This is a genomic window from Methylobacterium sp. ap11 (genome assembly GCF_900110515.1).
Lineage (GTDB): Bacteria > Pseudomonadota > Alphaproteobacteria > Rhizobiales > Beijerinckiaceae > Methylobacterium > Methylobacterium ajmalii.
The window spans coordinates 322,932-336,191 of sequence record NZ_FOEB01000004.1 but is presented as its reverse complement, the minus strand read 5'-3'; the positions used below and the strand labels follow the sequence as shown (position 1 = coordinate 336,191).

The 13,260-nt window shown below is 71.4% G+C and carries 9 protein-coding genes and 1 tRNA gene; 8 read left to right on the top strand and 2 right to left on the bottom strand.

Going from position 1 to position 13,260, the window contains the following annotated elements; all coding sequences use genetic code 11:
• Nucleotides 1-29: 29 nt before the first annotated feature.
• A tRNA-Glu gene (locus tag BMX97_RS08140) sits at nucleotides 30-105 on the top strand.
• A 16-nt stretch (nucleotides 106-121) separates the two neighbouring features.
• Here BMX97_RS08140 and BMX97_RS08135 read toward each other — a convergent pair.
• Both BMX97_RS08135 and BMX97_RS08130 read right to left on the bottom strand, forming a co-directional pair.
• Nucleotides 122-1,684 (bottom strand): CRISPR-associated endonuclease Cas3'', encoded by a 1,563-nt coding sequence (locus tag BMX97_RS08135; protein ID WP_280142790.1) that lies wholly within the window; start codon nucleotides 1,682-1,684, stop codon nucleotides 122-124.
• An 870-nt stretch (nucleotides 1,685-2,554) separates the two neighbouring features.
• A complete protein-coding gene (locus BMX97_RS08130) occupies nucleotides 2,555-3,640 on the bottom strand; it encodes a methyl-accepting chemotaxis protein (RefSeq protein ID WP_177202148.1) in 1,086 nt (361 codons plus the stop codon).
• Nucleotides 3,641-3,990: 350 nt separating this feature from the next.
• Here BMX97_RS08130 and BMX97_RS32725 point away from each other — a divergent pair, with 350 nt between their 5' ends.
• The 7 genes from BMX97_RS32725 to BMX97_RS32720 form a co-directional block, all read left to right on the top strand.
• Nucleotides 3,991-4,281 carry an STAS domain-containing protein gene (locus tag BMX97_RS32725; RefSeq protein WP_177202147.1) on the top strand — a complete coding sequence of 97 codons (291 nt, stop codon included), beginning with the start codon at nucleotides 3,991-3,993 and terminating at the stop codon, nucleotides 4,279-4,281.
• 17 nt (nucleotides 4,282-4,298) lie between these two features.
• Nucleotides 4,299-4,664 carry a response regulator gene (locus BMX97_RS08120; protein WP_091747809.1) on the top strand — a complete coding sequence of 122 codons (366 nt, stop codon included), beginning with the start codon at nucleotides 4,299-4,301 and terminating at the stop codon, nucleotides 4,662-4,664.
• A 455-nt stretch (nucleotides 4,665-5,119) separates the two neighbouring features.
• A complete protein-coding gene (locus BMX97_RS08115; protein WP_091747806.1) occupies nucleotides 5,120-7,213 on the top strand; it encodes a chemotaxis protein CheA in 2,094 nt (697 codons plus the stop codon).
• Nucleotides 7,214-7,299: 86 nt separating this feature from the next.
• A complete protein-coding gene (locus BMX97_RS08110) occupies nucleotides 7,300-7,710 on the top strand; it encodes a chemotaxis protein CheW (RefSeq protein ID WP_060849471.1) in 411 nt (136 codons plus the stop codon).
• A 38-nt stretch (nucleotides 7,711-7,748) separates the two neighbouring features.
• Entirely contained in the window at nucleotides 7,749-9,731 is a 1,983-nt protein-coding gene (locus BMX97_RS08105) for a methyl-accepting chemotaxis protein (protein WP_091747802.1), read from the top strand.
• Between the two features lie 85 nt (nucleotides 9,732-9,816).
• Nucleotides 9,817-11,934, top strand: a complete 2,118-nt coding sequence (locus BMX97_RS08100) for a methyl-accepting chemotaxis protein (protein WP_143074580.1) — start codon at nucleotides 9,817-9,819, stop codon at nucleotides 11,932-11,934.
• Nucleotides 11,935-11,995: 61 nt separating this feature from the next.
• Nucleotides 11,996-13,260: MCP four helix bundle domain-containing protein (locus BMX97_RS32720; RefSeq protein ID WP_177202146.1), on the top strand; the 1,265-nt coding region annotated here is incomplete at its 3' end.

The following is a 13,260-nucleotide window of genomic DNA, read 5'->3' as shown; positions in this document are numbered from 1 at the left end:
CCCCACTATAGCTCCCCTCGCCCCGCACGGCGCCCTTCGTCTAGCGGTCTAGGACGTCGCCCTTTCACGGCGAAAACACGGGTTCGAGTCCCGTAGGGCGCGCCACGCGGTGGTAAAATCATTACAACCCCAGAATCTGTTGAATTTCAGGTGCTTGCCCGCCGGCGCGGTACACTCGCGCGCTACGGGACCAAGTACGATGGGCCGCATGAAGTTCGTTCAGCGCCGCGCTGGCCGCTACGAGTTTCGCTTTCCCCTGCCCGACGATCTCTCCGGCAAACCAGCCCCGCCCCCCTAGCAGGCGGGCGCGGGCGCCCGCCCCGAGCGTCGCCGACAGGAGCAGCGCGTGGCCGCCCGCCCCGACATGGAAGCGCAGCAGGTTCGCGAGCAGCCGCTCCATGTAGGCGTCGGAGGCGTGGACCTCGTCGACCACCAGGAGCTTGTTCAGCAGCGAGACGGCGCGCAGATGCGCGTGCTTCACCCGCACCGCGCCGAGCAGCGCCTGATCGATCGTGCCGACGGCGATCGGGGTTGCGAGGTATCGTTTCGGATGCTCGGCGGCCCAACGGGCCGCACGATCGCCGTCGTCGCTCCATTGCACGCCGAAATCGGGCAGGCGGGTGCCCTCCGCCTCGTCGACGCGCATCTGGCCCGGGACCGCCAGGACGACGGCCGGCCGCTGGTGCGGCGGAAAGACGTTGTCCCGGCACCGCTTGACCCGTTCGAAGATCTGCGTGGCCGCGACGCGGGTCGGCAGGGCAGAGTAGAGGCCGTCGACGACGCCTTGGCGAAAGAGCTCGCAGTAGCGCCACAGGGCGGCCTCGGTTTTGCCAGAGCCGGTCTCGGCCTCGAGCACCAGCAGTCGCGCACAATGCCGCGCCGTCTCGGCCTGGATCGGCCTCGCCACGAAAGGCGGCCGGCCAGGTTGCGCGAAGGCCTGGGCGAAGCTGGCCCCGACCCGGCACGCGGCTGCGCGCGCGGGCCGCGCATCGGGGCCGGTCGCGGAGAGGACGACGCTCGAACGGGCTTGCGCGAACGCCATCCGGTCCTCGGGCCGGCCCTCGTCGAAGGGAAAGAAGTCGGGTGACGGGTTCGAGCCGAGCCAGTCGGCCAGCATCAAGAGTCCCGCGAAGGCGTGCTCGAAGGCTGCGTGGTCGGGCAGCGGGCTCGCATCGGCGAGGGCGTTCCCGAACCAGGTGTCGAACGCTGCCCGCATCGGCGCGAGCTTGGCCATGGGATCGTCGGGCCCGTCCCACCACTGCGCCGAGGCATCCCCGTCATCGGCTTGACGTCCCCCGCCGCCCAGGACCCACGGGCGCCCATGGTGAGCGAACACCGCGTGGAACAGGCCCGGATTGTCGCTTGGAAGCCAAGCCGCAACCCGGTCGAGCCCGAGCCTTCCGTAGAGGCGGTCGCACACGGCCTCTGCGCCGTGGCGAACGGAGAACACCCAGGCGAGTTCATCGATGTGGCCGACATGCGGCGCATCGGCGTTCGACCGGGCCTGGAAGCCGCGATTGGCCTTGCCGATGTCATGAAGGAAGGCGAGTGCCGAGAGCTTGGCCGAAATCGCCGCGGCGTCAGCTTCGTCCGCCCAACATAGCCGCTGCAGGCGGGTGCCGATCAGCGGTAGATCCAACAGTGCCGCCAGTGCCGCGCTCACATCGGCTGAATGCCCGACCAGGGAATGCTATCGGCCCGCGGCATCGCGTTTCGCCCAGAGAACGTCCTGCGAAAAGACGTTCATGCTTTTCCCTTCAATGTTCATGTGCGACACATGAGATTATTTATCAATAATATTGATATTTGCCTGTCTTTATCGGCAGTATTGGTTTTAATATCATCATGATCGTATATGAGTCTTGAGGCCGTTCTACGGCGCTTCTTCGGGTCGGCGCAAATGTGTCGCAATACCATCGCAGAGGAGCGAATCTGCTTCTGCCGATGGGCGAAGCCCTTTTTCAGCAGCCTGCTCGACGTTCACAACATCTCCGCGATCGGCCCGAATCTCGTGAAGGAGGAAGCGGGTCGGGTCGCCTGGATTCCCGTGGAGCGTGGCACCTCTGTCGTTGGCCTCATGACGCATCGCCTCCGTGACCTCGGTCAGGAGGCTGAACCGACGGGGCCGGAACCTCCGTCTTCCGCGAGCCCACACCGAGTGGTCAGCGGGCGCTCCAGCTGTCGCGTCCCCTGCCCCGTCCGCGCTCCGGGCCGTCTCGTCGCCCTGCTCGGCCTTGCGTGTCCCAATGGCCGGGAGTGGGAGAAAGACTTCCATCGAGATCAAGCGAGGTCTCAGAGACTGCTTGAACGATAGATATAATCTATCTAATAAACAACCTCATCCTGACGTGTCGGCGATCGGAGATCGCTCGCGATCTGTGATCGACTGACCTCGAAGGAGGGCTTCAGAAGCCTCCGAGATCACTGGATCCCTCCTTCGAGGCTCAGCGATCTTCGATCGCCCGCGATCTATGATCGCCAGCACCTCAGGATGAGGTGGAGGGTAGGATGGAAAATCCCCTCGCGATCGTGTCGTCGTAAGTCAAACAGGCTCTCAGAAAAGCTCGATCCCGTCGTCGTCCGCGCCGCTCGCGGCGGCCGGCTCCTGGCCGCCGGCCGGCCGGCCGAGGATCCGCTGGCCGAGGCGCTCGCGGATCTCGTAGAGGGTCACGGCGGCGATCATCCGCTCGGCCCAGGCGGCGTCCGGGGTCTCGTCCGGGTCGGCGGCGAGCGGGGTGCGCCCCTCCTGCTCGGCCAGGGCCGCCGACAGGGCGGTGAGGCAGCGCGCGATGTTGTCGAGCCGCTGCTTGGCGAGGTCCTGGAACTGCATCGCCACCAGCGCGGCCGAGACGTCGGCGGTGATCTCGCCGGTGGTGCGGGCGGTGCCGTCGAGGATCGCCGCGAAGCGGTCGCCCTGCTGGGCCAGGGTCTCCATCACGGTGCGGAACCGCGCGGTGGCGGCGCGGCTCTCGTCGGAGACGTCCACCGAGGCGATCTCCCGCATGGCGGCGTGGCTGCCGCGCAGGCCCCCGGCGATGGCGCCGATCTGCTCGCGCACCCCGCTCGAGACCGCGCTGATCGACTTGGCGAGGTCGCGCACCTCGTCGGCCACCACCGCGAAGGCGCGGCCGGCGTCGCCCGCCCGCGCCGCCTCGATCTTGGCATTGAGCGCGAGCAGGTTGGTCTGGCGGTTGATCTTGTCGATCTCGACCACGCTCGACTCGATCCGGCCGAGCGTGCCCAGGAGCCCGTCGAGGGTCGAGACCATCGCCTCGCCCCGCTCCGACAGGGCGGCGACCTTGGTGGAGAGCGACGAGAACGTCGCCTCGAACCCTGCCGAGACCTCGGACAGCGACAGCTTGCGCTCGTCGATGGTGACGGAGCGGACCGCGTCGGCGAGCCCGGCGATGATGCCCTCCTGCTCGCGGCTCGCCGCGGCGATGCGCTGGAAGCGCCCGGACAGGTCCTGGACGTGGCTCTCGGTATGGGCCGTCACCCCGTCGATCTCGCCGACGAGGGCGTCGAGGGCCCGGCGCTGCACGGCCGAGAGGCCGAGCCAGTCCTGGAGGAAGGCCGCGTTCTCCGGCGACAGGATCGGCGGGCGCTCCGCGGCCCGGTGCCGGGGAAACTGGGTCTGCATCGTCGGCACCATCCTGTGACGGCGATTGGACGGTCGGCCGTCGTCTCGCTTCGCGTCGTCCCTGTGCCGTCGAGGAATAGGCGCCTTGGGCTGAACGAAGGGTTATGTCGCGCGTGACGGCGAACGAAAAATCCCTCGCCCGCGGTTCGTTAGTTGCAGTAGCGGGCCCGTGCGGCGCACGATCGGGAAGTGTTGTCCGCCGCCGACGGCGCACCGGCGACGGCCGGTGCCTGGCCGTCCTTCCTGGTCGACGCGGTCTGCGTACATCGAATCTTTACGCCTGGGGCGCGTATCTCGCAGGAGAGGACACGTACTCCCGTGTCGACGTTACCGGGTTGTCGGGGCGTGGAATGTCCGATCGCTATACGCTGACCTTGCCGGACGATTGCGATATCCGCAATGCGGCCGAGATCCAGGCGCGGCTCGGCGACGCCCTGGCGGCCGGACCGGTCGACGTCGACGGCGAGGGCGTGGTGCGGGCCGACGTGACCTTCGTGCAGGTCGTGCTCGCCGCGGTCGGCACCGCGCGCCGGTCGGGCGGGTCGCTGCGCGTCACCGGCCTCTCGGCGGCGGCCAGCGCCGCCTTCGATCGGGCGGGCGTCCCCCTGTCCGACCTCGCCCCTCCCCCGCCCGGACACTGAAGCGGTCGAACAGCACCATGGCCACCATCCTGACGGTCGACGATTCCCCCAGCATCCGGCAGATGATCCGGGTCGCGCTGAGCCCGGCCGGGCACACCATCATCGAGGCCGGCGACGGGGCCGAGGGCCTGAAGAAGGCCCAGGCGGAGCCGATCGACCTCGTCATCACCGACCTGAACATGCCGGTAATGGACGGGCTCGAGCTGATCCGCCGGCTGCGCGGCGTCCCGGCGCTGTCGGGCCTGCCGATCGTGTTCCTGAGCACGGAGTCGAACGACGGCGTGAAGCAGCAGGCCAAGGCCGCCGGCGCGACCGGCTGGATCACCAAGCCGTTCAAGCCCGAGCAGCTGGTCTCGGTGGTGACGAAGCTCGTGCGGCGCTGAGCCGGCGCGGCGGTTCGCCCTCCGGGGGCCCTGCTCCACCCGGCGCATCCGCGTTGCCCATCCCGGGGCGCCCGAGCGGCGCGCCGGGATGAAGGCGTGACGGAACGCCCCCGTCGATCGCTCGCGCCCCAGCACCGGCAAGGACCGCCCGCAGGTCCCGGCCGCACGCTCCCCGCGCGCGGCGCCACGATGCGGGGTAGATCGCCGTCTCCGGCCTCCCGACCTTGTCGAGCGCGCCGCTGCCATCGCGGTTAACGGTCTCTCTACATTTGGCGTCAGGCGGAACGGTTCCGGCCCGATCTCGCTAAACTTGTATCTGATTTACAGAAATTTATCGACGGCGGCGCCAGGTTGCGGTCACGAACCCTGCGACAGACGGCGCGCCAGGGTGGCGGCCCCGCCTCGTTTGCCGGGGGCGCGCCACGTCCGCGCCGTCCGCGTGATCCGGTACCGCCATGACCCACATCGATCCCGCCGAGGTCTTCCTGACGGAGGCCAGCGAACTTCTCGACCGGCTGGAATCGACGCTCCTCGACCTCGGCGACCGGCCGCAGGACCGGGCGCTGATCGACACCGCGTTCCGGGCGCTCCACACCATCAAGGGCTCGGGGGCGATGTTCGGCTTCGCCCAGGTCGCGACCTTCACCCACGATTTCGAGACCGCGTTCGACCTCGTGCGCCAGGGGGAGGTCAGCGTGAGCCGCGCCCTGATCGACGTGTCGCTCTCGGCCAAGGACTACATCCGCCTCCTGATCGAGAACCCGGACGGCACCGACGCGGTGATCGGCGCGGCGATCCTCGACGAGCTGCAGCGCCTGGTCCGGCCCGGCGCCGGGGCGGACGCGCCGCAGGTGCCGGTCCCCGCCGAGGCGCCGCTCCCCGAGGCGGCGGCCGACCGGCCGGACTGGCATCTCGGCCTCGCCTTCGATCCCGACATCCTGCGCAACGGCACCAACCCGCTGGCGCTCCTCGACGAATTGCGCGATCTCGGCGCCCGGTCGGTCACCGCCCGCACCGACGCGGTGCCGGACCTCGCCGCCCTCGACCCCGCGCGGCTCCATCTCGGCTGGGACGTGGTGATGCCCGGCAGCGTCACCCGCGAGGCGATCGAGGACGTCTTCCTGTTCGTCTCGGACGAGATGACGCTCACCCTGCGGCCGGCCGCCGGCTTCGACCCGACGGCCGAACCGGCGGCGCCACTTCCCGAGCCGGCGGCGCCCGAGGCCCCGGTCGTCCAAGCTCAAGTCCGCGACGTTCTTGCCCGCGACGCCCTTGCCCGCGACGCCCTTGCCCCTGAAGCCGCCGAGCCCGCGCCGGTCGCCGCCCCGCCCGCCGCCGCCCGCCGCACCGACGACCAGGCGGTCACCACCGTGCGGGTCCAGGCCGAGCGCCTCGACGCGCTGATGGACCGGGTCGGCGAGCTCGTCATCGCCCAGGCGCGGCTGAACCAGATCGCTGCCCTGCGCTCGGACCCCGCCGTGAAGGCGGTGGCGGAGGAGATCGAGCGCCTGGCCGCGGCGTTGCGCGACACCACGATGGGCATCCGCATGGTGCCGATCGGTTCGCTCTTCGGCCGCTTCCGCCGCCTCGTGCACGACCTCTCGCGCGACCTCGGCAAGCCGGTCGCCTTCGTCACCGAGGGCGAGGACACCGAGCTCGACAAGACCGTGATCGAGCGCCTGGCCGATCCCCTCGTCCACCTGATCCGCAACGCCATCGACCATGGCATCGAGGCGCCCGAGCGCCGCGCCGCCGGCGGCAAGGCCCCGACCGGGCGCATCCTGCTCAAGGCCGAGCATGCCGGCGCCCAGGTGCTGATCACGGTGCGCGACGACGGCGCCGGCCTCGACACCGCCCGCATCCGCGCCAAGGCCGAGGAGAACGGCCTCCTGTCCCCCGGCACGCCGCTGAGCGACCACGAGGTCCACCAGTTCCTGTTCGCGCCGGGCTTCTCCACCGCCCGGGAGGTCTCGGCCCTGTCGGGCCGCGGCGTCGGCATGGACGTGGTCAAGAAGACCATCGAATCCCTGCGCGGCTCGATCGACCTCGCGACCCAGCAGGGCGCCGGCTCGGCCTTCACCCTGCGGCTGCCGCTGACCCTCGCGATCATCGAGGGCCTGCTGATCCGGGTCGGCGACGGGCACTACGTCATCCCGCTCTCGGCGGTGGAGGAATGCGTCGAGCTGCCCGAGGCCGACCGGGAGGCGCGGGGCCGCAGCCTGCTCAACATCCGCGGCGAGCTGGTGCCGTACCTGCGCCTGCGCGAGCTGTTCGGCTGCGACGTCCCGTCCGAGCCGCACCAGATGGTGATCATCACGGCGCTCGCCGGCGAGCGGGTCGGCTTCGTCGCCGACCAGATCGTCGGCAGCCACCAGACGGTGATCAAGTCGCTGTCGAAGCTGCACGCCGACGTCACGATGTTCTCCGGCGCCACCATCCTGGGCGACGGCAGCGCCGCCCTGATCCTCGACGTGCCCCAACTCCTGGCCGCCGGCCAGGCCCGGGCCGGGATCGACCTGCACGGCTCCAACCTGACCGAGGCCGCCTGATGTCCCTCGCCGCCCGGGCCGAGAGCCCGCAAGCCCCCGCCGTCCCGGGCGCCGCCGCGCAGGAGGGCACCCGCGTGCAGGCGCTGATGGTCGGCATCGCCGACGAGATCTTCGCGATCGATGCGGGGCTCGTGCGCGAGATCATCGATCCCCTGCCTCCCACCCGGGTGGCGGGGGCCCGGCCCCACCTGCCGAGCGTCGTCAACGTGCGCGGCGCCATCATCCCGCTCGCCGACCTGCGGGTGCGGTTCGGCCTGCCGCCCCGGGCGGCGAGCCCCGACACCCGCATCGTCGTGGTCGAGCTCGCGATCGACGGCGACCCGGTCTGCGTCGGGCTGACCGCCGACAAGGTCCACGAGGTCACCGAGATCCAGTTCTCGGATGCCCGGCCGATGCCGCGGGTCGGCCTCGCGATCCGCCCCGACTTCGTGCGCACCCTGATCAAGTGGAACGACCAGTTCGTGATCGTGCCCGACCTCGAAGCCATCCTGGCCTGAAATCCCGGCCCTCTCGATCACGACGGAAAGTTCAGACGATGAAGCTCTCGGTGAAGGCCAAGCTCGCGGCGTCCTCAGGCCTGGTTCTGCTGCTCGCCGCGGCGGCCGGCGGCCTGAGCTACTGGCGCCTGAGCGAGCTCGCGGCGAGCCAGCAGGTGCTGGCGGCGCGCGGCCAGCGGGTCGGGACGATCTCCGACCTGCAGAACGCCCTCGGCGCCGCCGGCCGGACCGAGAAGAACATCGTGCTCGAGAGCGATCCGAAGCGGATCGCCGAGTTCGGCCAGCTCCTCGCCCATCAGAACGCCGAGCTCGCCCGCCTGCGCGCCGAGCTCGAGCGCGGTGCGACCGGCGACGAGCAGCGCCTCCTCGCGACGGCGGCCGACAAGCTCGCCGCGGCGGGCCGGACCCAGTCCGAGACGGCGAAGTGGGGTTCGCTCAACTCGAACTTCCGCGCCTCGCAGTTCTACCAGGCCGAGATCCTGCCGCAGGTCCGGCAGCTGACGGCAGCTTCCGACGCGCTCCGCGACCGGATCGTCAAGGAGGGGGGCGAGGAGGCTCTGCGCGGCGCCCTCGCCTTCGAGCGCCTGCGCGCCGACTGGCTGCGCTACACCCGCTCCTTTGCCTTCATGCTGTCGACGGGCTCGCTCGCGGAGCTCGACGGCGTGGTCAAGGAGGCGGATGCCCTCGAAGCCGTGTTTCGGGCCGAGCTCGCCCGTGCGAAGGCCACCGCCCCCGGCCTCGGCCAGGGCGCCGTCGATCTCGCCTCCCGGTACGAGGCCGCCGCCCCGCTGGTGAAGCGCGCGCTCGCGATCGCCGCGGAGGGCGGCAACCTGCGCGCCGCGACGCTCACCATGGGCGAGGGCCGCGAGCAACTGGCCGCCGCCATCAAGGCCTATGACGAGGTCGCGGCGTTCATCAAGCAGGAGATGACGCAGGCGGCCGTGCAGGGCGCGGCGAATGCCGACAGCGCCAAGATGATGCTGCTCGCGATCCTCCTCGGATCGCTCGCGATCGGCATCGGCGCCTCGACCTGGATCGCGCTGGCGATCAGCCGCGGCCTCGCCGAGGCGGTCGGCCTCGCCGACGCGGTGGCGGAGGGCGACCTGTCCCGGACCCTGACGGTGCGCTCGCAGGACGAGATCGGCGCCCTCGTCGCTTCGCTCAACGCCATGACGGCGAACCTGAAGGCGAACGCGTCCGTGGCCGAGGCGATCGCCGCCGGCGACCTCACCGTCGAGGCCAGGCCCCTCTCCGACCGCGATGCCCTCGGCCTCGCCCTCAAGACCATGCTGGAGCGCCTGCGCAGCGTCGTGTCGGAGGCGCTCGGCGCCGCCGGCAACGTGTCGGCCGGCAGCCAGGAGCTGTCGGCCTCGGCCGAGCAGCTGTCGCAGGGCTCGACCGAGCAGGCCTCGTCCACCGCCGAGGCCCGTGCCGGCGAGCACGGCCGGGGCTTTGCGGTGGTGGCGAGCGAGGTTCGCAAGCTCGCCGAGCGCAGCCAGACGGCGGCGGCCGAGATCGGGACCTTATCGGCCGACAGCGTGCGGGTGGCGCGGGAGGCCGGCGAGATGCTGGGCCGCCTGGTGCCGGACATCAAGCGGACGGCGGGCCTGGTGGAGGAGATCACGGCGGCGTGCCGTGAGCAGGATGTGGGGTCGGCGCAGATCAACCAGGCGATCCAGCAGCTCGACAAGGTGACGCAGCAGAACGCGTCGGCGTCCGAGCAGGTGTCGGCGACGTCGGAGGAACTGGCGGCGCAGGCCGAGCAGCTTCAGGCGACGATCGCGTATTTCCGCATCGGCGAGGCCGAGACGGGGGCGCAGACGGACGCGGCGGTGGGCCAGCTGCGGCGCGCCGCCTCCCGGATGGCCGCGCCCGCAAAGGCCAAGGTTGTATCGAAGATCGCCCCGAAGAGCCCGGTGAAGGCCGCCCGCCCGGTCGCGCCGCGGCCGGCCGCGGCCACTGGCTTTGCCTTCGACATGGGCGAGGACGAGGACGACGCCGCCTTCAAGCGCAGCGCTTGACCGAGGCGGGGCGGACTGCCCCGGACCCGACACGACGACCGACCGCCGCGCGACGGCGACCATCCGCTGGAGATCTCACGTGCGAATGACGATCAAGGCCAAGCTGGCCGCGAGCTCGGGGCTGCTGATCCTGCTCTCCCTCGGGGCCGGCGGCCTCGCCTACACCCAGCTTTCCGAGATGGGACAGGCCGAGATCGCCCTCGTCGCCCAGGGCCGCCAGGCGATCCGCGCCGGCGAGCTGCAGGAGCAGATCCAGGCCCAGACCCGCTCGGAACGCAACATCCTGCTGCTGACGGCCGACAAGGACCGCGAATCCCACATCGAGAGCCTGCTCGCCCGCCGGACCGAGGCGCAGCGGCTCTACAGGGAAGTGTTCGAGGGCGCCAGCGAGCGGGGCCGTGCGCTCCTCGTTCCCGCCGAGGCCGGCTACAGGCGCCTGAACCAGCTCCAGGACGAGATGATCCGGTTCGCCCGGCTCAACTCGGCCAACCACGCCGCCGGCCTGTGGAAGGGCGACGGCCTCGCCGCGGTGTCGGCGTTCAACGCCGCCCTCGACGCCGCCGGCGCCGGGATCGCCAAGGCCGACCCGTCGCCCGAGCGCGAGCGGGCCGGCCTCGACCTCCAGACCCTGCGCTACCGCACGGCGCGCCTCGCCCGCGTCAGCCTCGAGGTCGTCGGCGCCACCACCCTGGCGGAGATCGAGGCGGCGCGGCGCGCGGTCGCGACGGAGTCGGAGACCACCGGCGCGGCGTTGCGCGACGTCGTCGCCGCCCTGGTGCCGCTCGGGATCCCGTCGGCGGAGGTGCGGGCCAAGGCCGAGCAGATCACCGGCCTCGTCGGCCGCGTGGCCGAGATCGCCGCCGCGGCGGGCGACATCCGGGCGCGGGCGATCACCGTCGGCGACGGCCTGACGGTCGGCCGCGAGGTGATGGCGGGCTTCCGGCAATACGCCCAGTTCACCGGCACCCGCATGGACGAGGTCTCGGCCGCGGCGCTGAAGGGCGCCGAATCCGCCAAGACGCTGATGCTCGCCGTGGTCGCCGCCTCGGTGCTGGTCGGCCTCGCCTCCTCGCTCCTGATCGCCTTCAGCATCGGCCGCAGCCTGGCGCGGGCGAGCGACCTCGCCGATTCCCTCGCCGCCGGCGACCTGACCAGGGAGGTCGTGCCGCGCAGCGACGACGAGATCGGCGACCTCGTCCGGGCCCTGAACGGCACCGTCGCCCGGCTGCGCACCGTCGTGTCGGAGGCGCTCGGCGCCGCCGGTAACGTGTCGGCGGGCAGCCAGGAACTGTCGGCCTCGGCCGAGCAGCTGTCGCAGGGCTCGACCGAGCAGGCCTCGTCCACCGAGGAGGCCTCGGCCTCGATGGAGGAGATGGCCGCCAACGTGCGCCAGAACGCCCAGAACGCCAGCCAGACCGAGACCATCGCCCGGCAGTCGGCTCGCGATGCCGAGGCGAGCGGGGCGGCGGTGGGGCGCGCCGTCGAGGCGATGCAGACGATCGCCCAGAAGATCACCATCGTGCAGGAGATCGCCCGCCAGACCGACCTTCTGGCGCTCAACGCCGCCGTCGAGGCGGCGCGTGCTGGCGAGCACGGGCGTGGGTTTGCGGTGGTGGCGAGCGAGGTGAGGAAGCTCGCCGAGCGCAGCCAGACGGCGGCGGCCGAGATCGGGACCTTGTCGGCCGACAGCGTGCGGGTGGCGCGGGAGGCCGGCGAGATGCTGGGCCGCCTGGTGCCGGACATCAAGCGGACGGCGGGCCTGGTGGAGGAGATCACGGCGGCGTGCCGTGAGCAGGACGTGGGGTCGGCGCAGATCAACCAGGCGATCCAGCAGCTCGACAAGGTGACGCAGCAGAACGCGTCGGCGTCCGAGCAGGTGTCGGCGACGTCGGAGGAGCTGGCGGCGCAGGCCGAGCAGCTTCAGGCGACGATCGCGTATTTCCGCATCGGCGAGGCCGAGGCGGGAGCGCAGACGGATGCGGCGGTGGGCCAGCTGCGGCGCGCCGCCTCCCGGATGGCCGCGCCCGCGAAGCCGAAGGCCAAGGTCGCGGCCAATGTTCCGGCCAATGTCTCGGCCAAGACCGCGGCGAAGAGCCCCGTGAAGGCGAGCCGCCCGGCCCCGCCGCGGCCGGCCGCGTCCGGCGGCTTTGCCTTCGACATGGGCGAGGACGAGGACGACGCCGCCTTCAAGCGCAGCGCCTGACCGCAACGGGGCGGCCCGCTCCGACACCCGACACGATTCGAACTCTCCCGGTGACACGACGATGCGCGTAACGATCAAGTTCAAGCTGGCGGCCGGCTTCGGTGCGGTCCTGGTCCTCGTCGGCGTCGCCGGGGGCGTCGGCTACCAGCGGCTGAGCGCCTCCAACGAGGCGACGGCCTTCATCGTCAGCCGGTCGGAACTGCAGAACCTGGTGCTCGACGCCAAGGCCCAGGCGATCCGCGGCGTCTCGAACATGCGCGCCATGGTCGTGTCGACCGACGAGGCCCAGATGGCCGAGTTCGCCAAGCGGTCCGCCGACAACCGGGCCGACGCCGTCAACGCGCTCGCCAAGGCCAAGGAGTACATCCAGACCGAGGAGGGCCGGCGCCTCCTGGCCGACCTCCTGACGAAGTACGAGCGCCAGCGCGAGCTGGCGGCGAAGGTCCAGGAGTTGACCCGCGCCAACGTGGTCGTGAAGGCCTGGGGCGAGATCAACGCGGCCGGGCGCCCGGCGCTGAACGGCATGCGCGGCGAGGCCGAGGGGCTGATGCAGCGCGCCGCCGCGCAGAATGCCGGCGAGCTGATGCAGGCGGTGTTCGCCTTCCAGAACCGGGCGGAGCGGGCCTGGGGCCAGCTCCAGGCCTCCACCGGCGCCACCACGCTGCCGATGCTGGAGGAGCGCCTGTCCGCCGCCCGCACCCTGCGCGACGAGACCGCGAAGGCCCTCGACGGGATCGTCCGGCTCGCCGCCGCGCAAGGCCTCCCGGGCGACGCCCTGCGGGCCCGGGCCGAGGCCTGGCTCGACTCGTTCCGTAAGACCTTCGCCCTCGTCGAGACCGGCAGTACCCTGCGGGCCACCGACCTGACCTCGGGCGAGTACGCCGCCGCCAGCACGGCCGCCAACCGCGCCTTCGACGCCCTGGTCGAGTTCCAGAACCGCCGCATGTCCGAGGCGGTGCTGCGCGCGAAGTCCGACGCGGCCGAGGGGCAGACCATCCTCATCGGCACCGTGGCGACGGCCCTGCTCCTCGGCCTCGGCCTCGCGACCTGGCTCGCCCTGTCGATCTCCCGCGGCCTGACCCGGGCGGTGTCCCTCGCCGATGCGGTCGCCCTCGGCGATCTCGGCCAGCGGATCGAGGCGACCTCGCGCGACGAGATCGGCGACCTCGTCGGCGCCATGGCGCGCATGACCGCCAACCTGCGGGCGACCGCCGACCTCGCCGACGAGGTGGCGCGCGGCAACCTCGCGGTCGAGGCCAAGCCCCTGTCCGACAAGGACACGATGGGCCTGGCGCTCTCGCGGATGATCGCGAACCTGCGGGCGAC